The sequence below is a fragment of the Erwinia pyrifoliae DSM 12163 genome, from assembly GCF_000026985.1.
In the GTDB taxonomy this organism is placed as follows: domain Bacteria; phylum Pseudomonadota; class Gammaproteobacteria; order Enterobacterales; family Enterobacteriaceae; genus Erwinia; species Erwinia pyrifoliae.
Genome location: NC_017390.1, coordinates 3995570 through 4018396, shown reverse-complemented (window position 1 = coordinate 4018396; position 22827 = coordinate 3995570). Strand labels below are relative to the sequence as shown.

The 22827-nt window shown below is 53.2% G+C and carries 19 protein-coding genes and 3 pseudogenes; 15 read left to right on the top strand and 7 right to left on the bottom strand.

Features of this window, described 5'->3' with window-relative positions:
- Positions 1 to 52 precede the first annotated feature (52 nt).
- From atpG to glmS, 5 genes are all read left to right on the top strand, one after another.
- The gene (atpG, locus tag EPYR_RS18350) at positions 53 to 922 is read left to right on the top strand and encodes a F0F1 ATP synthase subunit gamma (RefSeq protein WP_004171410.1); all 870 of its coding nucleotides are present in this window, start codon (positions 53 to 55) and stop codon (positions 920 to 922) included.
- 147 nt (positions 923 to 1069) lie between these two features.
- Complete coding sequence (gene atpD / locus EPYR_RS18345; RefSeq protein ID WP_004161243.1) at positions 1070 to 2452, top strand: F0F1 ATP synthase subunit beta; 1383 nt, start codon at positions 1070 to 1072, stop codon at positions 2450 to 2452.
- 146 nt (positions 2453 to 2598) lie between these two features.
- Complete coding sequence (locus EPYR_RS18340; protein ID WP_014539981.1) at positions 2599 to 3018, top strand: F0F1 ATP synthase subunit epsilon; 420 nt, start codon at positions 2599 to 2601, stop codon at positions 3016 to 3018.
- Between the two features lie 233 nt (positions 3019 to 3251).
- A complete protein-coding gene (gene glmU / locus EPYR_RS18335; protein WP_015899211.1) occupies positions 3252 to 4622 on the top strand; it encodes a bifunctional UDP-N-acetylglucosamine diphosphorylase/glucosamine-1-phosphate N-acetyltransferase GlmU in 1371 nt (456 codons plus the stop codon).
- A 158-nt stretch (positions 4623 to 4780) separates the two neighbouring features.
- Entirely contained in the window at positions 4781 to 6610 is a 1830-nt protein-coding gene (gene glmS, locus EPYR_RS18330; protein WP_014539979.1) for a glutamine--fructose-6-phosphate transaminase (isomerizing), read from the top strand.
- Between the two features lie 454 nt (positions 6611 to 7064).
- Here the strand turns inward: glmS and EPYR_RS18320 are convergent, their stop codons facing one another.
- Positions 7065 to 7382, bottom strand: a complete 318-nt coding sequence (locus tag EPYR_RS18320) for a phage holin, lambda family (protein WP_014539978.1) — start codon at positions 7380 to 7382, stop codon at positions 7065 to 7067.
- Positions 7383 to 7824: 442 nt separating this feature from the next.
- On the opposite strand from EPYR_RS18320, the gene EPYR_RS19835 reads away from it, so the two are divergent.
- From EPYR_RS19835 to EPYR_RS18285, 9 genes and pseudogenes are all read left to right on the top strand, one after another.
- Positions 7825 to 8019, top strand: coding sequence for an ogr/Delta-like zinc finger family protein (locus EPYR_RS19835; RefSeq protein WP_071819512.1), 195 nt, complete (start codon positions 7825 to 7827; stop codon positions 8017 to 8019).
- A 423-nt stretch (positions 8020 to 8442) separates the two neighbouring features.
- A complete protein-coding gene (gene pstS / locus EPYR_RS18315) occupies positions 8443 to 9483 on the top strand; it encodes a phosphate ABC transporter substrate-binding protein PstS (RefSeq protein ID WP_015899208.1) in 1041 nt (346 codons plus the stop codon).
- 95 nt (positions 9484 to 9578) lie between these two features.
- On the top strand, positions 9579 to 10541 hold the full coding sequence (pstC, locus tag EPYR_RS18310) for a phosphate ABC transporter permease PstC (protein ID WP_014539975.1): 963 nt from the start codon (positions 9579 to 9581) through the stop codon (positions 10539 to 10541).
- Positions 10538 to 11425 (top strand): phosphate ABC transporter permease PstA, encoded by an 888-nt coding sequence (gene pstA / locus EPYR_RS18305; RefSeq protein ID WP_014539974.1) that lies wholly within the window; start codon positions 10538 to 10540, stop codon positions 11423 to 11425. The genes pstC and pstA overlap by 4 nt, the downstream gene beginning before the upstream one ends.
- A gap of 43 nt (positions 11426 to 11468) precedes the next feature.
- Positions 11469 to 12239, top strand: coding sequence for a phosphate ABC transporter ATP-binding protein PstB (gene pstB, locus EPYR_RS18300; RefSeq protein ID WP_015899207.1), 771 nt, complete (start codon positions 11469 to 11471; stop codon positions 12237 to 12239).
- Between the two features lie 17 nt (positions 12240 to 12256).
- Positions 12257 to 12985: a phosphate signaling complex protein PhoU gene (gene phoU / locus EPYR_RS18295; RefSeq protein ID WP_014539972.1), complete on the top strand. Its 729-nt coding sequence runs from the start codon at positions 12257 to 12259 to the stop codon at positions 12983 to 12985.
- A gap of 106 nt (positions 12986 to 13091) precedes the next feature.
- Positions 13092 to 13434, top strand: a pseudogene (locus EPYR_RS21280) (MFS transporter); the annotation flags it as partial.
- 632 nt (positions 13435 to 14066) lie between these two features.
- On the top strand, positions 14067 to 14390 hold the full coding sequence (locus EPYR_RS18290) for an IS1/IS1595 family N-terminal zinc-binding domain-containing protein (protein ID WP_081441635.1): 324 nt from the start codon (positions 14067 to 14069) through the stop codon (positions 14388 to 14390).
- Between the two features lie 306 nt (positions 14391 to 14696).
- On the top strand, positions 14697 to 16010 hold the full coding sequence (locus EPYR_RS18285; RefSeq protein ID WP_014539968.1) for an NCS2 family permease: 1314 nt from the start codon (positions 14697 to 14699) through the stop codon (positions 16008 to 16010).
- Between the two features lie 36 nt (positions 16011 to 16046).
- On the opposite strand, the pseudogene EPYR_RS18280 reads toward EPYR_RS18285, so the two are convergent.
- The 6 genes and pseudogenes from EPYR_RS18280 to rpmH all read right to left on the bottom strand — a co-directional run bounded on the left by EPYR_RS18280 (position 16047) and on the right by rpmH (position 20803).
- Positions 16047 to 16791: pseudogene (locus tag EPYR_RS18280) on the bottom strand (4'-phosphopantetheinyl transferase family protein).
- 155 nt (positions 16792 to 16946) lie between these two features.
- Positions 16947 to 18311 carry a tRNA uridine-5-carboxymethylaminomethyl(34) synthesis GTPase MnmE gene (gene mnmE, locus EPYR_RS18275; protein WP_015899204.1) on the bottom strand — a complete coding sequence of 455 codons (1365 nt, stop codon included), beginning with the start codon at positions 18309 to 18311 and terminating at the stop codon, positions 16947 to 16949.
- A gap of 103 nt (positions 18312 to 18414) precedes the next feature.
- Positions 18415 to 20061: a membrane protein insertase YidC gene (gene yidC, locus EPYR_RS18270; protein ID WP_014539965.1), complete on the bottom strand. Its 1647-nt coding sequence runs from the start codon at positions 20059 to 20061 to the stop codon at positions 18415 to 18417.
- Positions 20062 to 20063: 2 nt separating this feature from the next.
- A pseudogene (gene yidD / locus EPYR_RS19820) lies at positions 20064 to 20322 on the bottom strand (membrane protein insertion efficiency factor YidD).
- Positions 20286 to 20645, bottom strand: a complete 360-nt coding sequence (gene rnpA, locus EPYR_RS19815) for a ribonuclease P protein component (protein WP_014539964.1) — start codon at positions 20643 to 20645, stop codon at positions 20286 to 20288. The pseudogene yidD and the gene rnpA overlap by 37 nt, the downstream one beginning before the upstream one ends.
- Positions 20646 to 20662: 17 nt before the next feature.
- The gene (gene rpmH / locus EPYR_RS18260; RefSeq protein ID WP_003023858.1) at positions 20663 to 20803 is read right to left on the bottom strand and encodes a 50S ribosomal protein L34; all 141 of its coding nucleotides are present in this window, start codon (positions 20801 to 20803) and stop codon (positions 20663 to 20665) included.
- Between the two features lie 630 nt (positions 20804 to 21433).
- Between rpmH and dnaA the strand changes: the two genes are divergently transcribed.
- The gene (dnaA, locus tag EPYR_RS18255) at positions 21434 to 22825 is read left to right on the top strand and encodes a chromosomal replication initiator protein DnaA (RefSeq protein WP_015899202.1); all 1392 of its coding nucleotides are present in this window, start codon (positions 21434 to 21436) and stop codon (positions 22823 to 22825) included.
- The last annotated feature ends 2 nt before the right edge of the window (positions 22826 to 22827 follow it).

Genomic DNA, 22827 nt, shown 5'->3' with positions numbered 1-22827 from the left:
TCTGGCGGCTTGTCCCTTAGGGGGCAGGCCGCAAGGCTTTGAGGAGAAGCTTATGGCCGGCGCAAAAGAGATACGTAGTAAGATCGGCAGCGTGCAAAACACGCAGAAGATCACCAAAGCGATGGAAATGGTCGCCGCCTCCAAAATGCGTAAATCGCAAGAACGCATGGCGGCCAGCCGTCCTTATGCAGAGACCATGCGCAAAGTGATTGGTCACATTGCGTTAGGTAATCTGGAATACAAGCACCCTTACCTGGATGAGCGTGACGTTAAGCGCGTTGGCTATCTGGTCGTATCTACCGACCGCGGGCTTTGTGGTGGTTTGAACATTAACCTGTTCAAAAAAGTGCTGACGGATATGAAATCCTGGGCTGATAAAGGCGTCGAGAGCGATCTGGCGATTATCGGTTCCAAAGGCATGTCATTCTTCGGCTCTGTCGGTGGCAACGTGGTTGCCCAGGTTAACGGCATGGGCGATAAACCTGCCCTGTCTGACCTGATTGGCCCGGTCAAAGTCATGCTTCAGGCATACGATGAAGGCCGAATCGACAAGCTGTACATTGTCAGCAACAAATTTATCAACACCATGTCTCAGTCTCCACAGATCGTACAGCTGCTGCCGTTACCGCCAGCAGATGATGCGGAAGGCGTTGTGAAGAAGAGTACCTGGGACTATCTGTATGAACCCGACCCGAAAGCGCTGCTGGACACGTTACTGCGTCGCTACGTCGAGTCTCAGGTTTACCAGGGTGTTGTTGAAAACCTGGCCAGCGAGCAGGCCGCGCGAATGGTGGCGATGAAAGCCGCAACCGATAACGGCGGAAACCTGATCAAAGAGCTGCAGTTGGTATACAACAAAGCTCGTCAGGCCAGCATCACCCAGGAACTTACCGAGATCGTCTCGGGGGCCTCCGCGGTTTAACCAGGTACTGCTCAGGCGATGACGCTGGCAGTAAAGGGGCGAGTCATGATGCGTTGACCTGGTAAGCAATTCAGGTGATCGGGTACCGCTAACCCCGCTGCGGCTTCATAAACGTCGGGTAGAAATGAATTAGGTAGAGGATTCAAGATGGCTACTGGAAAGATTGTCCAGGTAATCGGCGCCGTGGTTGACGTCGAGTTCCCTCAGGACGCAGTACCACAAGTGTACAGCGCCCTTGAGGTTAAAAATGGTGATGCTCGTCTGGTGCTGGAAGTTCAGCAGCAGCTGGGCGGTGGCGTGGTTCGTACTATCGCTATGGGTTCTTCAGACGGCCTTAAGCGTGGTCTGGAAGCCGTTGACCTGCAGCACCCAATCGAAGTGCCGGTAGGTACTGCAACGCTTGGCCGTATCATGAACGTGCTGGGTGAGCCTATCGATATGAAAGGCGACATCGGCGAAGAAGAGCGCTGGGCGATTCACCGCTCTGCTCCTTCTTACGAAGATCAGTCGAATTCTCAGGATCTGCTGGAAACCGGCATCAAGGTTATCGACCTGATGTGTCCGTTCGCCAAGGGCGGTAAAGTCGGCTTGTTCGGTGGCGCGGGTGTAGGTAAAACCGTCAACATGATGGAGCTGATCCGTAACATCGCGGCTGAGCACTCCGGTTTCTCGGTATTTGCCGGTGTGGGTGAGCGTACCCGTGAAGGTAACGACTTCTACCACGAAATGACCGACTCTAACGTTATCGACAAAGTTTCTCTGGTCTATGGCCAGATGAACGAGCCGCCGGGTAACCGTCTGCGTGTTGCGCTGACCGGTCTGACGATGGCTGAAAAGTTCCGTGACGAAGGTCGTGACGTACTGCTGTTTATCGATAACATCTATCGTTACACCCTGGCCGGTACTGAAGTCTCCGCTCTGCTGGGGCGTATGCCTTCTGCGGTAGGTTACCAGCCAACGCTGGCGGAAGAGATGGGCGTTCTGCAGGAACGTATCACCTCAACCAAAACCGGTTCAATCACCTCCGTACAGGCCGTTTACGTTCCTGCGGATGACTTGACTGACCCGTCACCAGCCACCACCTTTGCACACTTAGATGCAACCGTGGTACTGAGCCGTCAGATCGCTTCTTTGGGTATCTACCCGGCCGTTGACCCGCTGGATTCCACCAGTCGTCAGCTGGATCCGCTGGTTGTTGGTCAGGAACACTATGACACCGCGCGTGGCGTTCAGTCACTGCTGCAGCGTTATCAGGAACTGAAAGACATCATCGCCATCCTGGGGATGGACGAACTGTCTGAAGAAGACAAACTGGTGGTAGCACGCTCGCGTAAGATGCAGCGCTTCCTGTCCCAGCCGTTCTTCGTGGCAGAAGTGTTCACCGGTTCTCCAGGTAAATACGTGTCTCTGAAAGATACCATCCGTGGCTTTAAAGGCATCATGGAAGGCGAGTTCGATCATCTGCCAGAGCAGGCTTTCTACATGGTGGGTTCTATCGAAGAAGCCGTGGAAAAAGCGAAGAAACTGTAATCAGACAGCCCTGAATCATTCAGGCTGCATTAAGGGCAGCAAAAGCGTAAATCTGCATCTTACCGAACGGGTGATGTGGATGAACGAGTTAGCCAACCCGCATGCAGCCTGGAGGTGGAAGGGAATAGTTTCACTGGAGATTAACTATGGCCATGACTTTTCACCTGGACGTTGTCAGCGCAGAACTGCAGATGTTCTCCGGTACTGTGCAAAGCATCCAGGTATCAGGTAGCGAAGGTGAATTGGGTATTCGCCCGAACCACGCTCCTCTCCTGACCGCCATTAAGCCTGGTATGATCCGCATCGTTAAGCAGCACGGTGAAGAAGAGGTGATTTACCTCTCCGGCGGCGTGCTGGAAGTGCAGCCCGGTGCGGTTACCGTTCTGGCTGACACGGCGATCCGCGGTAGCGATCTTGACGAAGCTCGCGCTCTGGAAGCGAAGCGCAAAGCCGAAGCGCATATGAACAGCTCTCACGGTGATGTTGACTTCGCGGTGGCGTCTGCGGAACTGGCGAAAGCGATTGCCAAACTGCGTGTGATCGAGTTGACGAAAAACGCGATGTAACTCAGGTTTAGGTTGCAGAAGGCCAGTCAGGAAACTGACTGGCTTTTTTTATGGCTTTTACCTGCTGTGTTTTCCGGCCGTCGCAATGACGATAGTCAAAGGCGGGTGGGCTAAAACATAGGTGTGATCGCTACACCGCGACCGGCGCGAGATGTTTTTTTCCGAAAAATATGTAGTATTTGACGGGGTAAACCGCTTAACTTTCATTTCATAAAAGATGAGTCAGGATGTCTATGTCAAACCGCCCGATGAGCGTGGTAATTCTTGCCGCTGGCAAAGGAACCCGCATGTATTCCGACCTGCCGAAGGTGCTGCATTTACTGGCAGGGAAACCGATGGTTCAGCACGTTATAGACGCGGCCAAAGCGCTGAATGCGCAGCGCGTTAATCTGGTTTACGGACACGGGGGGGAGCTGCTGAAAACGGCCCTCAACGATCGGTCCCTGAACTGGGTGCTGCAGGCGGAGCAGTTGGGCACGGGGCATGCGATGCAGCAGGCCGCGCCCTACTTTGCTGATGATGAAGACATTTTGATGCTGTACGGCGATGTGCCGCTGATATCAAGCGAAACGCTGTGCCGTTTGCAGGAAGTGAAACCCGATGGTGGCATCGGCCTGCTGACGGTTAGCCTTGATAACCCGACCGGATATGGCCGCATCATCCGTGAAAACGGCCGGGTGGTTGGTATCGTCGAGCAGAAAGATGCCGCACCTGAACAGCTGGCGATCGGCGAAATCAATACCGGCATCCTGCTGGCGGGTGGCGCGGATCTGAAGCGCTGGCTGAGCAAACTGACCAATAACAATGCGCAGGGTGAATACTACATCACCGATATTATCGCGCTCGCTCACCAGGAAGGCCGTCAGATTGAGGCAGCGCATCCGGCACGCATCACAGAAACCGATGGGGTCAACAACCGCCTGCAGCTGGCAACGCTGGAGCGCGTTTACCAGGCTGAGCAGGCAGAAAAATTACTGCTGTCCGGCGTGATGTTACAGGATCCGGCGCGCTTCGACTTACGCGGTACGCTGGAGCACGGCCGCGATGTGGTCATTGATACCAACGTCATTATCGAAGGCCACGTCAAACTCGGTAACCGGGTGAAAATCGGCAGCGGCTGCGTGATCAAAAACAGCGTGATTGCCGACGACTGCATTATCAGCCCGTATAGCGTGATTGAAGACGCGCAGCTGGCTAATGCGTGCAGCGTGGGGCCGTTCGCCCGCTTACGCCCCGGTAGCGAGCTGGCAGAAGGCGCGCACGTTGGTAACTTTGTCGAGATGAAAAAAACGCGGCTCGGTAAAGGCTCCAAGGCCGGCCACCTCAGTTATCTTGGCGATGCGGAAATCGGTGCTAATGTTAATATCGGTGCCGGTACCATCACCTGTAACTACGATGGCGTCAATAAATCCCAAACGATTATCGGTGATGATGTCTTTGTCGGTTCTGATACCCAGCTGATCGCGCCGGTTAGCGTGGCGGCGGGCGTGACCATTGCTGCCGGCACCACCATTATGCGAGATGTCCCGGCTGCCGGGCTGGTCTACAATCGTAAAGAGCAGCAGCTGAACGCCAGCTGGCGGCGGCCGCAAAAGAAAAAGTAAGCTTCTCCAGGCTGTGGTTCGCCGCAGCCTGAAGCCCGCAGTAAAGATAAAAATAATCCCCACTCTCTATAAGGCTCGGGGGAACCGGAATATACCGGAACAATCAGGTCAGAAGACAATGCTGATGGCCTGTTCGCCATCATGTCAGGAAAATTACTATGTGTGGAATTGTTGGTGCTGTAGCGCAGCGTGATATTGCAGAAATCCTGCTGGAAGGGCTGCGCCGTCTGGAATACCGTGGCTATGACTCTGCCGGTCTGGCCGTTATTGACGCTAACGGGCAGGCAACCCGCCTGCGCCGCGTTGGCAAGGTGAGCAACCTGGTTGCCGCAGCGGAAAACACCGCGCTGGCGGGGGGAACCGGTATTGCGCATACGCGCTGGGCTACGCACGGTGAACCGTCGGAAAATAATGCCCATCCGCATATTTCCGGCGATATCATCATCGTTCACAACGGCATTATTGAAAACCATGAGCCGCTGCGCGAGCTGATGATCGGTCGGGGCTACACCTTTACCTCAGAAACTGATACCGAAGTGGTCGCGCACCTGGTGAACTGGGAACGGCAAAATGGCGGTACACTGCTGGAAGTGGTGCGGCGCGTTATTCCGCAGCTGCGCGGTGCATACGGTATGGTTATTCTGGACAGCCGCGACCCGTCTACGCTGGTTGCTGCGCGTTCCGGCAGCCCGCTGGTGATTGGCCGTGGCGTGGGTGAAAACTTTATTGCCTCGGACCAGGTGGCGCTGCTGCCGGTTACGCGCCGCTTTATCTATCTGGAAGAAGGTGATATTGCGCAAATTACCCGCCGTGATGTGATGATTGTCGATTGCAGCGGTGACCTTGTACAGCGTCGCGAAATCGAATCGAACACGCAGTATGATGCTGGCGATAAAGGCACTTACCGCCACTACATGCAGAAAGAGATTTACGAACAGCCGGTGGCGATCAAAAACACCCTGAGCGGTCGTTTCAGCCACGGAGAAGTCGATCTGTCCGAGCTGGGGCCGAATGCCGATTCGCTGCTGGCAGACGTTGAGCATATCCAGATTGTCGCCTGTGGCACTTCATACAACTCCGGCATGGTTTCGCGCTACTGGTTTGAATCACTGGCCAACGTGCCCTGTGATGTGGAGATCGCTTCTGAATTTCGCTACCGCAAGTCTGCAGTGCGTAAAAACAGCCTGCTGATCACCCTTTCTCAGTCCGGTGAAACCGCCGATACGCTGGCGGCACTGCGCCTGTCAAAAGAGCTGGGTTATCTGGGATCGCTGGCCATCTGCAACGTGGCGGGTTCTTCCCTGGTGCGTGAATCCGACCTGGCGCTGATGACGAAAGCCGGTACGGAAATCGGCGTGGCGTCGACCAAAGCCTTCACTACCCAGCTCACCGTACTGCTAATGCTGGTGGCAAAAATTGGCCGTCTTAAAGGCGTTAATCCGCAGGTGGAACACGATATTGTTCACTCCCTGCAGGCTTTGCCGAGCCGTATTGAGCAGATGCTGTCACAGGATGAGCTTATTGCCTCTCTGGCAGAGGATTTCTCTGATAAACATCATGCGCTGTTCCTCGGCCGTGGCGATCAGTACCCGATCGCGATGGAAGGGGCGCTGAAGCTGAAAGAGATCTCCTATATTCACGCCGAAGCCTACGCTGCCGGTGAGCTGAAACATGGCCCGCTGGCGCTGATCGATGCCGATATGCCGGTGATTGTGGTTGCGCCGAACAATGAACTGCTGGAAAAGCTGAAGTCGAACATCGAAGAAGTGCGCGCCCGTGGCGGCCTGCTGTATGTCTTCGCCGATGCGGATGCCGGTTTTGCCAACAGCGAAGGGATGCGTATCATTCCGCTGCCGCATGTTGAAGAGGTGATCGCGCCAATCTTCTACACCGTGCCGTTGCAGCTGCTCAGCTACCATGTGGCGCTGATTAAAGGCACCGACGTGGATCAGCCGCGCAACCTGGCTAAATCGGTGACGGTGGAATAAGGGGCAACCGTTAACCGGCAGGGCTGACAAAGCCGCTATTAACGCGAAAAGCCCGGCAGGCTGTATTCACAGCGTGCCGGGCTTTTTTTAGGTTAATAACAATGCGGTAATGCATGAAAAAGCCACGAGAAAAACAGCCGCTTCCCACAAGCGACAGAACCACCTTGCCCATTCTGGAATATCGGCTCCGTAGCCTGACAATATCTCGCTTCATGCGTCCGGTTTCCGACAGTATTATGCGATTTTATTGCGTTAATGATACCCGGGGAGGGGGAGATGCCAAAAGAACTTAGGGGTAAAGCACTCCTCTTCTGAACACCCAAAGCGGGTTGCAGTCAGTGGTGCAGCCGTTCTCCGGTTCTCCGAAAAACGGATATGGGTTAAAGTCAGTGTGGATGCAGCTTCTGCAAGCGGTTGTACGAAGTATAAATGAAATAACGTAAACGGTGCTTTGTTACTCCTTCTTAATACGTGAGCTAAGATACAGTGACAGGTAATGACCGATCTTTTTAACGCCAACAAAGCCAATAAATCCACCAATAGCAACCGTCATACTTTGTGGTATATGGAAGAAATTCATTGCTGAAACTGTCGTCAATGTTAAAGCCCCACAGAGCAACCCTTCTGTCACTGTTTTCCCCCGAGATTCGCCCGAGTATTTCATACGCAGCACGGCGATACCAATAGCCATTAATACACCACCAATGGGAACCTCCCCGCGCCACCATGATTTTATCATCTCCAATACATTAACATTGAGCCAGAACGCCATATATACACTCTTTTAAAAAGATTAAAATATCAAAACGAAGCAGATATCAACCTCGCATATATTGCCTTATTGATTATTTTGCATGCCACCTTGCTGAAGGTTTCTCTATTAATAGCCTTTTATTTAGTGAAATCACCCTCGTTCTGTTGTGTGGTTTTTTGGACATTATTTTCCTGAAAAATAACATTTAACGCTGCGGGATTCTTTTCTGCGGCTCTCTGTTAAATATTGGTTGATATATTATGAATAACGAGGATTAAATCGATTAATTTGTTGTAACATGCGTTAAATATCTTTGAATTATCGACGGACTGTGATTTTTTAAGAGGTTTGATTCGCTTCTGATAAGGGTGGCTGCAATGAAAACGAGTAACAGAGGGGCGGTTTTTGCTGAAATCATCGGCGCTGCACGAAGGTACGGAGCCTTTCCGGAGGTACACTTATGATGCGCTGTCCAATTTGCAATAACGCTTCACATACAAGAACCAGTCGTTATATCTCCGGGCAAACGAAAGAAGCGTATTATCAGTGCCAAAATATAAGGTGTTCCTGTACGTTTAAAACAATAGAAAGCGTGACTAAGATTCTGAGAAAGCCGGATGCTGAAATTTCCTTCCCTCCAACCGAATCCTTTTAGTGACTCGAGATGGCTGTTGATTTTATGTTATTGGCCGCCTTCCACCAGGATCGCATTCAGCGCATTTTCTCTGATGGAGAACGGCGATGCTCTTTAGCAGAATATCCATTTATGAAAAACATCTGCCCCTTCTTTTTTGCCCTGCTGGATAGTCTTGATTTCAGATGGTGTAGGCTCCATATGGAGCCATTCTGATTGTCATTGCGTCACCGTGGGCAGCGCGGCGGAGCCGGTTGTTGTCGTGAGCGCATAGCCAGCGTCATGGCAGACCAGCACTGGCCAGGTGGTCATGGCCGGCTGTCATAATTCTGTCATATTAGCGACATTTTACTGTCACCAAACTGTCCTATTTTGCCTCCAGCAGCAATAATTAATCATACGAACGCGGTAACCGACCTGACTTTATTATCCCGTGGAGGGAATATGACTTTGATGCGCAAAACCCTGGCTCAATGCGTTGCGTTAACCCTTTCTCTGAGCGCCGCCTCTGCGATGGCGGCGACTAATTTGACCGGTGCTGGCGGCACCTTCCCGGCACCGGTTTATAACAAGTGGGCGGCAGAGTACAACACCGCTACGGGCAGCCAGGTTAACTATCAGGGTATCGGCTCTTCCGGCGGCGTGAAGCAAATTATTGCTAAAACCGTCGACTTCGGTGCGTCAGATGCGCCGATGAAAGACGAAGACTTAGCCAAAAATGGTCTGTTCCAGTTCCCGACGGTGATCGGTGGAGTGGTGCTGGCGGTGAATATTCCCGGCATTAAATCCGGTGAGCTAACGCTGGATGGTAAAACCGTGGGTGATATCTACCTTGGCACCATCAGGAAGTGGAACGATCCGGCTATCGCCAAACTTAATCCGGGCGTGAAGTTGCCTGATTCTAATATCAACGTGGTACGCCGCGCTGATGGGTCCGGTACGTCATTTGTCTTCACCAGCTATCTGTCTAAGGTGAACGAAGACTGGAGCAGCAAAGTGGGGAAAGGCAGTACCGTTAACTGGCCGGTAGGCCTGGGCGGTAAGGGCAACGACGGCGTGGCCGCGTTCGTACAGCGTCTGCCCGGCTCTATCGGTTATGTCGAATACGCTTACGCGAAACAGAACAGCCTTGCTTATACCAAACTGGTCGATGCTGATGGTAAAGCGATTGCACCGAGCGAAAAAAGCTTCAGCGATGCGGCTAAAGGCGCTAACTGGAGCACCTCGTTCGCTCAGGATCTGACCTATCAGAAGGGTGACAATGCGTGGCCAATCACCTCCACCACCTTTATTCTGCTACATAAAGAGCAGGTCAATGCAGAGAAAGGCGCAGCGGTGCTGAAGTTCTTTGACTGGGCTTACAAAAACGGCGGCAAAACCACGACGGCTCTCGACTACGCGGCACTGCCGGATGCTGTGGTAGAGCAAATTCGTGCCGCCTGGAAAACCAATGTGAAAGACAGCTCAGGTAAAACGTTGTACTAATTGCTTAAAACGCCACCTTACATGTGGCGCAGATAATCCGTGCGGGCAAGGTGCCTTGCCCGCGATGTATCAGCTGAAACCGACTTGAGAATCCTATGGCTGCAAGCAAGCCGACATTCAAGGCCCCCGGAAAACAGGGTGACATCATCTTCAGCGCGCTGGTGAAACTGGCTGCGCTGATTGTGCTGTTGCTGCTCGGCGGCATCATCGTTTCCCTGCTTTTCTCCTCATGGCCGAGCATCCAGAAGTTTGGTTTCTCCTTCCTGTGGAATAAAGAGTGGGATGCGCCGAACGAACAGTTTGGTGCGCTGGTGCCGATCTACGGCACCGTTGTCACCTCGGTTATTGCCCTGCTGATCGCTGTCCCGGTCAGTTTTGGCATCGCCCTGTTCCTGACCGAACTGGCTCCGGGCTGGCTGCGCCGTCCGCTGGGCGTGGCCATCGAACTGCTGGCGGCTATTCCCAGCATTGTTTATGGCATGTGGGGGCTGTTTATCTTTGCTCCGCTGTTTGCCACCTGGTTCCAGCAGCCGCTTGGCGACGTGCTGGCAAATGTCCCGATTGTGGGTGCGTTGTTCTCCGGCCCGGCTTTTGGTATCGGCATTCTCGCCGCCGGGATTATCCTGGCGATTATGATTATTCCTTATATCGCTTCGGTCATGCGTGACGTATTCGAACAAACGCCGGTGATGATGAAAGAGTCGGCTTACGGCATTGGTTGCACTACCTGGGAAGTTATTTGGCGGATTGTCCTGCCGTTCACCAAAAACGGGGTGATTGGCGGGATCATGCTGGGACTGGGGCGTGCGCTGGGTGAAACGATGGCGGTCACCTTTATTATTGGTAACACCTACCAGCTCGACAGCGCCTCACTGTTTATGCCCGGCAACAGCATCACCTCGGCGCTGGCCAATGAATTTGCTGAAGCTGAGTCCGGCGTACACACCGCCGCGCTGATGGAGCTGGGACTGATCCTGTTTGTCATCACCTTTATCGTGTTGGCCTGCTCCAAACTGATGATCCTGCGCCTGGCGAAAAGTGAAGGAGCACGCTCATGAGTACCCTTGATTTACAGGCACACGACCAACTGCTCGTCTCGCGGCGTAAAATGCAGGCGTGGCGGCGGATGAAAAACCGCATCGCCCTCACTTTGTCATTACTGACGATGGCCTTTGGCCTGTTTTGGCTGGTGTGGATCCTGTTCTCTACCGTGACGCGCGGTATGGATGGCATGTCTCTGGCGCTGTTTACCGAAAACACGCCGCCGCCAAATACGGCAGGGGGCGGTTTGGCCAATGCCCTGGCCGGCAGCGGCCTGCTGATTTTCTGGGCTACCGTGGTCGGTACGCCGCTTGGCATTATGGCGGGCATCTACCTGGCCGAATACGGGCGTAAATCCTGGCTGGCCGAAGCGATCCGCTTTATCAACGACATTCTGCTGTCGGCCCCTTCGATTGTGGTCGGGCTGTTTGTTTACACGGTGGTAGTGGCGCAGATGCAGCACTTTTCCGGCTGGGCCGGGATGATCGCGCTGGCGCTGTTACAGATCCCGATTGTTATCCGCACCACTGAAAATATGTTGAAACTGGTACCGGACAGTCTGCGTGAAGCGGCCTACGCGCTGGGAACGCCGAAATGGAAGATGATTTCGGCCATTACCCTGAAAGCATCGGTTTCCGGCATTCTCACCGGGGTGATGCTGGCGATAGCCCGTATTGCCGGGGAAACGGCTCCGCTACTGTTTACCTCGTTGTCGAATCAGTTCTGGAGCACCGACATGATGCAGCCGTTGGCAAACCTGCCGGTGACCATCTTCAAGTTCGCCATGAGCCCCTTTGCCGAATGGCAGAGTCTGGCCTGGGCGGGCGTGCTGATTATTACGTTGTGCGTGCTGTTATTGAACATACTGGCACGCGTTGTCTTCGCCAAAAGCAAACATTAATTGAGCCGTGCGGCGCTGGCGGCGCGGGCTAAGTGAGATAAAAATGGTTGATAACAGTTCCGCTCAGACGATTCAGGTTCGCAACCTGAACTTCTATTACGGAAAATTCCATGCGCTGAAAAACATCAATCTTGATATTGCCAAAAACCAGGTGACGGCGTTTATCGGCCCTTCCGGCTGTGGTAAATCGACCCTGCTGCGCACCTTTAACAAGATGTTTTCGTTGTACCCCGATCAGCGGGCGGAAGGGGAAATCTTACTGGATGGCGAGAATATTTTGACCGCCAGCCAGGATATCGCCCTGCTGCGCGCGCGCGTGGGCATGGTCTTCCAGAAGCCAACGCCATTCCCGATGTCGATATACGACAATATCGCTTTCGGCGTGCGGCTGTTTGAAAAGCTGTCGCGTGCCGATATGGACGAACGCGTGCAGTGGGCGCTGACCAAAGCGGCGCTGTGGACGGAAACCAAAGACAAGCTGCATCAGAGCGGTTACAGTCTTTCCGGCGGCCAGCAGCAGCGTCTGTGCATTGCGCGCGGTATCGCGATCCGCCCGGAAGTGCTGCTGTTGGATGAACCCTGTTCGGCGCTTGACCCGATTTCCACCGGGCGCATTGAAGAGTTGATTACCGAACTGAAACAGGATTACACCGTGGTGATCGTGACTCATAATATGCAGCAGGCAGCCCGCTGCTCCGACCGTACGGCGTTTATGTACCTTGGCGAACTGATTGAGTACAGCGATACCGACACGTTGTTTACCACACCACAAAAGAAGCAGACTGAAGACTATATCACCGGCCGCTATGGTTGATATGACTGGAGAAAACAATGGATAGCCTGAATCTGAACAAACATATCTCCGGCCAGTTCAACGCCGAGCTGGAGCACATCCGCACCCAGGTGATGACCATGGGCGGCATGGTGGAACAGCAGTTAACGGACGCGATTACCGCCATGCACAACCAGGATGCGGAGCTGGCCAACAAGGTGATCGAGGGTGACCAGAAGGTCAATATGATGGAGGTGGAGATTGATGAAGCCTGCGTGCGCATCATCGCCAAACGTCAACCGGCGGCCAGCGATCTGCGCCTGGTGATGGCGATCATCAAAACCATCTCTGAGCTGGAGCGCATTGGCGATGTGGCGGAGAAAATTAGCCGCACCGCGCTGGAGAAGTTTTCCCAGCAGCATCAGCCGTTGCTGGTGAGCCTGGAGTCTCTGGGGCGCCACACTATCCAGATGCTGCATGACGTTCTCGACGCCTTTGCACGTATGGATCTTAATGCGGCGATAGAGATTTACCGCGAGGATAAGAAGGTTGATCAGGAGTATGAGGGCATCGTTCGCCAGCTAATGACCTATATGATGGAAGATCCACGTACCATCCCAAGTGTGCTGACGGCCCTGTTTTGCGCCCGCGCCATCGAGCGTATTGGCGACCGTTGTCAAAATATCTGCGAGATTATTTTCTACTTCATTAAAGGCCATGATTTCCGTCATGTCGGCGGCGACCAGTTGGATAAACTGCTGGCTGGCGACGGCAGCGATCCCGCTTAATCTGCCTCTGGCGTATCGCAAACTGCGGTGCGCTGGCTTTTCCGTTTGGCTGGTGGATGCCTGCAAACCTATACAGGCAGATCAACTCCAGCCACAAGGTTAAATTATGTCAACTCCTTCTGCCGGCAGGCGCAGCGTGACGCCGGGCAAAGCAATGCCCGCCGCCGTAAGCGGTTATGCATGGGATGGTTTCGACCTGCCGATCCTCGGCTTTATGCTACCAGCGCAACGCTGGCACTAACCGCTTCACAGGCCGGTTCTCTGGTGACCTGGACGCCGATCGGTAGGTGCTGGGAGGCATCATTTTCGGCCATCTCAGCGATCGCTTCGGGCTTATTCGCGTATTGACCTTCACTATTCTGATGTTTTCACTGTTTACCGGATTGTGCGCGGTAGCACAAGGCTATTGGGATCTGTTGGCTTACCGTGCGGCACAGAAAAATGGCATATGCCCATTGAGCCATCATGTTCCTCCCCATGACGATCTGCCATTTTCTGCTGACTCTCGACGATGTTTGCCCGATCCTGGGTCATGATATTAAAGTTAAATATAAGTAAATTATTTCCTGTTTTACTGCATATTTATATGATCTGTGATTTTCGTATATTTTTTTACAATTAAGTGACGAAGATATAGGTAATCGCATTATTTTTTTATGCGACTTTTTATTTCGCATAAAAATAGTATTAGAATATTTTTTTAAAGTTTAAAGTTATTAATCTGTATTTTTCTCTAACCAAGCCGTTTCCCCTACCTTTTGCATAATTTTTTGATTTTTACATGAAGTGAAAATATGGTTAGTATTGCTAAATATTGTTATTACCTCAGGGGCTAAAAAGTTTAAAACTGACTAAAATATGTGCTGATAATCTCTTGAACCCATCAACGCCTCCTTGTTCAGGTTAACATTGAGAGAGTGCCGGGCTGTGTATAAACGCTGATAAATGATTAACGCCCGCAGGTTGAAAACTGGTCTCGGTTTTATAATGGATTATCGCTGCGTAGATTATATTTTTACTGTGAAGCTCTTTATTGACCGGCTTTCCATTCTCTTTGTGGAGAGTGAAAACGGATGTGTTCATGCTGTTTTATTATTGTAAACGTTTAGCTCCAGGAGTGATATGTATGAAAATGGGAGATATTGCCTGTCCACGTTGTAGTGAAAGCGCCAGGATCCGACGTAATGGGCGTTCTGCCTCAGGGATCCAGCGCTACCGCTGCCAGGGCTGTCTGAAAACCTTTCAGCTTCATTTCTACTATGCAGGCTCCAGCCCCAATATGCAGAAGACGATTATAGAAATGATGAACGATGGTTCAGAACAAAGGGATATTGCGCGCAAACTCGGAGTCAGTCTTGAAACTGTTTTACGGCACTTAAAAGATCTGCGGCTGAATAAACCCTAATCAAAACGTGACAACCATCCAGTATTTAAGCTCAGGCCGGTTTTCCGGCCTGCCCGCCTCCATCCTTTTCGTGCTATTCGCGCTGTATGACAGGTCATCGTATCGGCTGTATCATTCTGACCTTGTCTCTGCGGTAACCCGCATGCCAATCTGTTGCGACCTGCAAACGGCAACCACACCTGATGACTGTCATAAGGAAGGATTATAACGCAATCGGTTGCGAAAAAATCGCACGTTCGCCATACCAAAATGACAGTAATGCGTTAGGATAAGCGCCGACAACTTTCTCCGCTTTGGAATCACATCATGACTAATCCCGGGCTGTTACAACGGATTTTTAAACTACAGGAACATGGCACCACCGTGCGTACCGAGGTGATTGCCGGATTTACCACTTTTCTGACGATGGTGTACATCGTATTCGTTAACCCGCAGATCCTTGGCGTGGCCGGCATGGATACCAGGGCGGTGTTTGTTACAACCTGTCTGATAGCTGCTTTCGGCAGCATTCTGATGGGGCTGGTGGCAAACTTACCGGTCGCGCTGGCTCCGGCAATGGGGCTGAACGCCTTCTTTGCTTTTGTGGTGGTGGGGGCGATGGGCATCTCCTGGCAGGTCGGCATGGGGGCCATCTTCTGGGGGGCTGTTGGCCTGCTGCTGCTAACTCTGTTCCGTGTGCGCTACTGGATGATAGCGAATATACCGCTGAGTCTGCGTGTGGGGATCACTGCCGGCATAGGTCTGTTTATTGCGCTGATGGGATTAAAGAACGCCGGCATCATTGTGCCAAGTGAAGCCACGCTGGTCACCATCGGTAACCTGACGTCGCACAGCGTGCTGCTGGGAGCGCTAGGCTTCTTTATCATCGCCATTCTGGCATCACGCAATATTCATGCTGCGGTTCTGGTATCCATTGTGGTCACGACGGCTATTGGACTGGCGATAGGCGATGTTAAGTTCACCGGCATTTTCTCCCCGCCTCCTGCCGTAACGTCGGTGCTAGGTCAGGTTAACCTGAAGGATTCGCTGAACGTCGGAATGGCCGGTATCATCTTCTCCTTTATGCTGGTTAACCTGTTCGACTCTTCAGGCACGCTGATTGGCGTGACCGATAAAGCCGGTCTGAGCAATGAAAAGGGCACCTTCCCGCGCATGAAACAGGCGCTGTATGTTGACAGTATCAGCTCTGTGGCGGGTTCATTTATCGGAACGTCTTCGGTAACGGCCTATATCGAAAGCTCTTCCGGTGTCTCCATTGGCGGACGCACCGGCCTGATGGCGGTGGTAACCGGTCTGCTGTTCCTGCTGGTGATGTTCCTGTCACCGCTGGCCGCTATGGTGCCAGCTTACGCGGCGGCTGGCGCGTTAATCTACGTTGGGGTTTTGATGACGTCGAGCCTGGCGTGCGTGCAATGGGACGATCTGACCGAAGCGGTGCCGGCCTTTGTCACGGCGGTGATGATGCCATTTAGCTTCTCTATTACTGAAGGGATCGCGTTGGGCTTCATCTCCTACTGTGTGATGAAGATGGGAACCGCACGCTGGCGTGAAATCAGCCCCTGTGTGGTGGTGGTGGCGCTACTTTTCGTATTGAAGATCGTGTTTATTGACACGCATTAATCCGCAGAGCGGGAGGCTTTTATGCCACCCGCATACTCAGGAATGAGGCAGCTGTTTTTCCGCCGGCAGACTGGTCAGGCGCAGCGTACTCGGTGCCATATTTTGCGCATACAAGTTAATCTCTCGCAGTGATTCCCAGCCGCCGTCCCCTTTGTATTCCCACAAGTTTAACCTGTCGTTGCCAGGCGAAAGCGCACAAGACCAGACCAGCGAGGGTTCAGCGTCACAAAGCGCCTGAATGTCCAGCTTGTTGACGGAGCGAAGCCGGCCGGAAGCCGGATGTAGCTGAAGTGAGTCCATACTATTGATGCCTTCACCGATCAATTTGAGAATGCTTTGGCGCAGGGTCCAGAGTTGGGTCGAAGCTTCAATGGCATCACTCTGCGCGTTGAGCCACGCTTTTTCGCCCGACGAGAGGTGCTCAAACTGGTTTTCCAACGTTTGACGGCTGTGCGCCCGCACCATCTCCATATCCAGTCCGGCGCGTTCTCCTTCATCGCCTAACAACACCCCCACGACGTTACCGGCATAGGCGAAACTGAAATCGGGTAAGTCAGGGTCGGAGAAATGCGGGCGGCCGTTACCGCTGACCGTTATCCCAGGAAGTTTCGGGATGCCATAGACCCTGAACATCAGCTCGGCGAGCAAAGCTCGGCCTGCCAGAAAGCGGCTTCGCCGTTTCTCGTCAAAAAATGGAAGAGTATTCAATAAGCTGCTGCTGTACTCGGTGAACCTTGGGCCTGCATTGCGCCAGCGCCCAGCGTGCAAAATGACTTGCCATTTGTCGCTCCGTGATAATGGTCGGATAATCACTCCTGTAATTATAGGAATTTTCTTAAATCATTTCACCTGGATTCTATTTATTGCCGTATTTTCAGATTTTGGACATTTCACGCTTTGGCCTGCAGGTGGTAACTGACTGTCCCACCCGCAGCATTATTTTCCAATACAAAAACTGGAGAAAATACGCCCCAGCAGGTCATCGGAGCTGAACTCGCCGGTGATTTCGCTCAGCGCCTGCTGTGCCATACGTAGCTCTTCCGCCAGCAGTTCTCCGGCCCGGGCGGCTAATAGCTGATGCTTTCCCTGCTGCAGGTAAGTAGCTGCTAACTCCAGCGCCTGCAGGTGACGACGGCGGGCGAGAAAACCGCCTTCCATATTGCCGGAAAAGCCCATGCTCAACTTCAAATGGTCGCGCAGATTTTCAATGCCTTCGCCGGTACGTGCCGAAAGGCGGATAAGTGAGTGGGCACTTACTTTTTCAACGCCCTTTATTTCGCCAGTGATATCGGCTTTATTGCGTACCACGGTAACGGGCAACGTCTCCGGTAGTCGGGCGATAAAGTCCGGCCAAATCTCTGCCGGATCGGTGGCATCGGTGGTGGTTCCATCCACCATAAACAGCACATGATCCGCCTGTTCAATTTCATGCCAGGCACGCTCGATACCAATACGTTCGACTTCATCACTGGCTTCGCGCAGCCCGGCGGTATCAATAATATGCAGCGGCATACCATCGATATGGATATGTTCACGCAGCACGTCACGCGTTGTGCCTGCAATATCGGTGACAATAGCGGCTTCGCGTCCGGCGAGCGCGTTCAGCAGGCTGGATTTCCCCGCATTGGGTCGCCCGGCAATCACCACTTTCATCCCTTCACGCAGCAGGCTCCCCTGGCGTGCTTCGCTACGCACCGCGTCGAGGGAGTCAATGACCTGATGCAGCTGGGCCTCTATTTTGCCATCCGACAGGAAGTCGATTTCTTCATCCGGGAAGTCGATGGCCGCTTCCACGTATATCCGCAGGTGAGTAAGTGCTTCCACAAGACGGTTAACGCGGGTAGAAAAGACCCCCTGCAATGAGTTGACCGCAGAACGCGCCGCCTGCTCTGAGCTGGCATCAATCAGGTCGGCAATCGCCTCTGCCTGGGCCAGATCCAGCTTGTCATTCAGGAAAGCGCGCTCCGAGAACTCGCCAGGATTAGCGATGCGCAGTCCGGGCAATGACAGGATGCGCTTCAGCAGCAGGTCGAGGATCACCGGGCCACCGTGGCCCTGCAGTTCCAGTACGTCTTCACCGGTAAAGGAGTTCGGGCCGGGAAACCACAGCGCAATCCCCTGATCGAGGGTGCTACCGTCCGCATCGCGAAATGGCAGATAGTCGGCGTAGCGCGGTTTTGGCAGTTTACCCAGCAGTAGCTGCGCCACCCCGGCGGCTTTGTGGCCGGAAACACGCAGGATGCCGACGCCGCCACGCCCCGGCGGCGTCGCCTGAGCGACGATGGTATCGCTATGGTTCATGTTGAATTCTCTTTTTATGCAAAAAAATAAGGCGGTCAATTGACCGCCTTATGATAGACATCGTGCCGGGTTTTAGCACGGACTGCGGTGATCCGTTGCCGAATTACGCTTTTTTCTTGTCGCGGCTATGCAGGCCACGTTTTTCCAGCCCGCGATAAATCAGCTGCTGCTGCAAGATCGTGACCAGGTTACTGACGATGTAGTACAGCACCAGACCTGACGGGAACCACAGGAAGAAGACGGTGAAAATCACCGGCATAAAGGTCATGATCTTCTGCTGCATCGGGTCGGTCACGGTGGTCGGAGACATCTTCTGAATGAAGAACATCGTCACGCCCATCAGGATCGGCAGGATGTAGTACGGGTCCTGTGCGGCAAGGTCATGGATCCACAGAGCGAACGGCGCATGACGCAGTTCCACCGAGCCCATCAGCATGTAATAAAGCGCAAGGAAGATCGGCATCTGGATAACCAGTGGCAGACAGCCGCCCAGCGGGTTCACTTTCTCTGCCTTATACAGCGCCATCATTTCCTGGCTCATGCGCTGCTTATCATCCCCCAAACGCTCACGCATTGCCTGAATCTTAGGCTGCAGCATGCGCATTTTTGCCATTGAGGTGTACTGCGCTTTGGTCAGCGGGTACATGATGCCGCGCACGATAAAGGTGATAACGATAATCGAGAAGCCCCAGTTACCGATAAAGCCGTGCAGGAATTTCAGCAGTTTAAACAGCGGCTGTGAAATAAACCACAGCCAGCCGTAATCCACGGTCAGATCGAGGTGTGGTGCAACCGCCGCCATTCTGTCCTGAATTTCCGGACCGACCCACAGCGTAGCCGCCAGCTGCTGCTGGGAACCTGCGGCAATGGTCACCGGCGCAGATTTATACCCGATGGCGGCAATACCGTTACCCAGATTACTGGTGTAAAGGGTGTTGCTGCCCGCAGTCTGCGGAACCCATGCGGTAGCGAAATACTGCTGCAGCATCGCGACCCAACCATTGCTGGTCGTGGTGCTGAGGTTTTCGTTATCGCTGATTGTGTCGAATTTGTACTTTTCGTAGTTGGTCTCACTGCTGGAGTAAGCCGCGCCACGGAAAGTATGCAGAGCAAAGTTGCTGCTGCCGGTATCGCGATGCTTAGGCAGGTCAATCGTCTGCTTCAGCTGACCGAACATCGACACTTCCAGCGGCTGCTGGGTGGTGTTATTGATCTGATAATCAACGCCGATAGCATATTCACCGCGCTTCAGGACGAAGGTTTTGGTATAGGTCGCGCCATTTTCAGCGGTGAAGGTCAGCGGGATACGCAGCTCGCTTTGGCCATCAGCAAGTTCGAAATGATCTTGGCTACTGGTATAAAGGGGGCGTGCGCCGTTGGCCGGGTTATCCGGGCCGTTACGACCGGTCAGGCCGCTCTGTGCCTGATACAGGAAGCCAGGGGTGGACTCCAGCAGCAGGAAAGGCTGGTCTGAACCCAGTTTGTCCGGGTAGGTCAGCAGCTGAGCCTGATCAATGTCACCACCGCGCGTATTGATGTTTAAAGACAGGACATCAGTCTTAACGGTGATCGTTTTGCCCTGGCCGCTGGCAGGTACACCCTGATTGGCGGCATCACCTGCTGCGCTGGCCGTGTTCTGTGTGGTCTGGGTTTGCAATGGCTGCGGAGCGTTGTCCGTCTGCCAGGCTTGCCAGATCATAAAAGACACGAACAGAAAAGCGATGAGAAAAAGATTGCGTTGCGAATCCATCGTTAATGTTCTCTGGTATCAATGGTTGTGTGGCGGCACCGGGTCGTCGCCACCCGGGTTGAAAGGGTGGCATTTTAATAGACGTTTCATCGCCAACCAACTCCCTTTTATCATCCCGAACCGCCGCAATGCCTCGATACCGTATTGCGAACAGCTGGGATGAAAACGGCAGTGGGGTCCTAACAGCGGACTGATGACGCGTTGGTAAACGCGTATCAGCGCGATTAAGAGCAGCGAGCCAAGCGACAATGGCGACGCCATAATTTCTCCAAAGCTTCCGTCAGTGCATGGTTATCCAGCTCACCAATGCCCTTTTTCGCTACGATCACAAAATCCATCGCCGGAAGTTCATGTTGACGCAGGCGAAAGCTTTCCCGGGTCAATCGCTTGATCCGATTGCGCTCATGCGCGCGTTTAACATGCTTTTTAGCGACGGTAAGACCGATGCGGGGATGCCCCAGCGCGTTCAGGCGGCCGAGAATGGTGATTTGCGGCGTGCCAGCCCGTTGTGGCTGCTGGAAGACGAAAGTGAAGTGAGTGGGAGTTAACAAACGTAACTCCCTGGGAAATGCGAGCTTAACCACTCAGCGGTTAGCTTTTATTACTTAGAAACGGTCAGACGAGAACGGCCTTTAGCACGACGACGTGCCAGAACCTGACGACCATTTTTATTTGCCATACGAGCACGGAAACCGTGTGAACGGTTGCGCTTCAGTACGGACGGTTGAAAAGTGCGTTTCATGGCGATTTCTACCTAAACTTGGAAAATTTCACTTGTGACGCGTATCTGGCCCGAAAAAACGACCGACGCCTCAGTGTGTCTTTAATAAAGAGGCGGGATTGTAATAATTGTACAGCCCCGAGTCAATTTACTTCGCGTGTAAAGCGCGTCCTGATTGCCCGTAGTGACCCAAATAATTATCCCAAAGGGCGATGGCGCACATGCCGGGGCAGGAATTATACGGCGTCCGCTAAAAAGCGCAAGGATCGCACAGGATCTTACCGCGATCCGCTGACGCCAGATTGACGGCAACGAAGGTGATGGCCAGATTATTTTCACTTATCGGCAGACGATGGCGAGTGCCTTTTGCTGAAGGTGGCGTAAACTTATCCTCACGATCCGCACCTGTGGATAAATTGGATCAAAACCGTGTAGAAAGTGAAGATCTCTGCGGCGCTTTACGCTATGATCCGCCCTTCCGCTAGCGATCCTCCGGGTCGATCGTTTCCTGAAAGCATCACAGATGCCGGGCGCGGGCGGAGCAACCGTGGATAGCGGTTCGCATGCGTCTCTTCGGCATGCGTCAACAATGATGAAATTATCGCTTCAGTACCTTTGTTACTTATCGAACTTTTTCGAGTGGAGTCCGCCGTGTCACTTACGCTTTGGCAACAGTGTCTTGCCCGCCTGCAGGATGAACTACCTGCCACCGAATTCAGCATGTGGATACGCCCCTTGCAGGCCGAACTGAACGATAATACGCTGGCCTTGTATGCACCAAACCGTTTTGTGCTCGACTGGGTTCGGGATAAATACCTGAATAATATCAATTCACTGCTCAATAATTTTTGTGGCGCTAATGTCCCTTTACTGCGTTTTGAAGTCGGCAGCAAGCCTGTGGCTCAAACCGTCAGCCAGCCGGTGATGGCCAGTGCGCATGCCAGCGCACCCGGTGTGATGAGCCGCCCGGCACCCATGCGACCTAGCTGGGACAACGTACCCGCGCTGGCGGAGCTATCCTACCGTTCGAACGTCAATACCCGGCATAATTTCGACAACTTCGTTGAGGGTAAATCCAACCAGCTGGCGCGTGCGGCGGCACGTCAGGTGGCCGATAATCCCGGCGGAGCGTATAACCCCCTGTTTCTCTATGGCGGCACCGGTCTTGGTAAAACTCACCTGTTACATGCGGTGGGGAACGGCATCATGGCACGCAAACCCAACGCGAAAGTGGTGTATATGCACTCCGAGCGTTTTGTGCAGGACATGGTCAAGGCGTTGCAGAATAACGCGATTGAAGAGTTCAAACGCTACTATCGCTCGGTCGATGCGCTGCTGATCGATGATATACAGTTCTTTGCTAATAAAGAGCGTTCGCAGGAAGAGTTTTTCCACACCTTCAATGCCCTGCTGGAGGGTAATCAGCAGATCATTTTAACCTCCGATCGTTATCCGAAAGAGATCAACGGTGTTGAAGATCGTCTGAAATCGCGCTTTGGCTGGGGGTTGACGGTAGCGATCGAGCCGCCGGAGCTGGAAACCCGCGTGGCGATCCTGATGAAGAAAGCCGATGAAAATGATATTCGCCTGCCGGGTGAAGTGGCCTTCTTTATTGCTAAACGTCTGCGTTCGAACGTGCGCGAACTGGAAGGGGCGCTGAACCGGGTGATCGCCAATGCCAACTTCACCGGCCGTGCCATTACCATCGATTTTGTCCGTGAAGCGCTGCGCGACCTGCTGGCGCTGCAGGAGAAGCTGGTAACCATCGATAATATTCAGAAGACGGTGGCTGAATACTATAAAATTAAAGTGGCCGATCTGCTGTCGAAGCGCCGCTCGCGTTCGGTAGCCCGCCCGCGCCAGATGGCGATGGCGATGGCCAAAGAACTGACCAACCACAGTCTGCCGGAAATCGGTGATGCTTTCGGGGGTCGTGATCATACTACGGTGCTACACGCCTGCCGCAAAATCGAGCAGCTGCGTGAAGAGAGTCACGACATTAAAGAAGATTTCTCAAATCTAATCAGAACATTATCTTCCTGACT

Coding starts and splice junctions, on each gene's coding strand:
- atpG (WP_004171410.1), top strand. CDS start 53: ATGGCCGGCGCAAAAGAGATACGTAGTAAGATCGGCAGCGTGCAAAAC.
- atpD (WP_004161243.1), top strand. CDS start 1,070: ATGGCTACTGGAAAGATTGTCCAGGTAATCGGCGCCGTGGTTGACGTC.
- EPYR_RS18340 (WP_014539981.1), top strand. CDS start 2,599: ATGGCCATGACTTTTCACCTGGACGTTGTCAGCGCAGAACTGCAGATG.
- glmU (WP_015899211.1), top strand. CDS start 3,252: ATGTCAAACCGCCCGATGAGCGTGGTAATTCTTGCCGCTGGCAAAGGA.
- glmS (WP_014539979.1), top strand. CDS start 4,781: ATGTGTGGAATTGTTGGTGCTGTAGCGCAGCGTGATATTGCAGAAATC.
- EPYR_RS18320 (WP_014539978.1), bottom strand. CDS start 7,382: ATGGCGTTCTGGCTCAATGTTAATGTATTGGAGATGATAAAATCATGG.
- EPYR_RS19835 (WP_071819512.1), top strand. CDS start 7,825: ATGATGCGCTGTCCAATTTGCAATAACGCTTCACATACAAGAACCAGT.
- pstS (WP_015899208.1), top strand. CDS start 8,443: ATGACTTTGATGCGCAAAACCCTGGCTCAATGCGTTGCGTTAACCCTT.
- pstC (WP_014539975.1), top strand. CDS start 9,579: ATGGCTGCAAGCAAGCCGACATTCAAGGCCCCCGGAAAACAGGGTGAC.
- pstA (WP_014539974.1), top strand. CDS start 10,538: ATGAGTACCCTTGATTTACAGGCACACGACCAACTGCTCGTCTCGCGG.
- pstB (WP_015899207.1), top strand. CDS start 11,469: ATGGTTGATAACAGTTCCGCTCAGACGATTCAGGTTCGCAACCTGAAC.
- phoU (WP_014539972.1), top strand. CDS start 12,257: ATGGATAGCCTGAATCTGAACAAACATATCTCCGGCCAGTTCAACGCC.
- EPYR_RS18290 (WP_081441635.1), top strand. CDS start 14,067: ATGCTGTTTTATTATTGTAAACGTTTAGCTCCAGGAGTGATATGTATG.
- EPYR_RS18285 (WP_014539968.1), top strand. CDS start 14,697: ATGACTAATCCCGGGCTGTTACAACGGATTTTTAAACTACAGGAACAT.
- mnmE (WP_015899204.1), bottom strand. CDS start 18,311: ATGAACCATAGCGATACCATCGTCGCTCAGGCGACGCCGCCGGGGCGT.
- yidC (WP_014539965.1), bottom strand. CDS start 20,061: ATGGATTCGCAACGCAATCTTTTTCTCATCGCTTTTCTGTTCGTGTCT.
- rpmH (WP_003023858.1), bottom strand. CDS start 20,803: ATGAAACGCACTTTTCAACCGTCCGTACTGAAGCGCAACCGTTCACAC.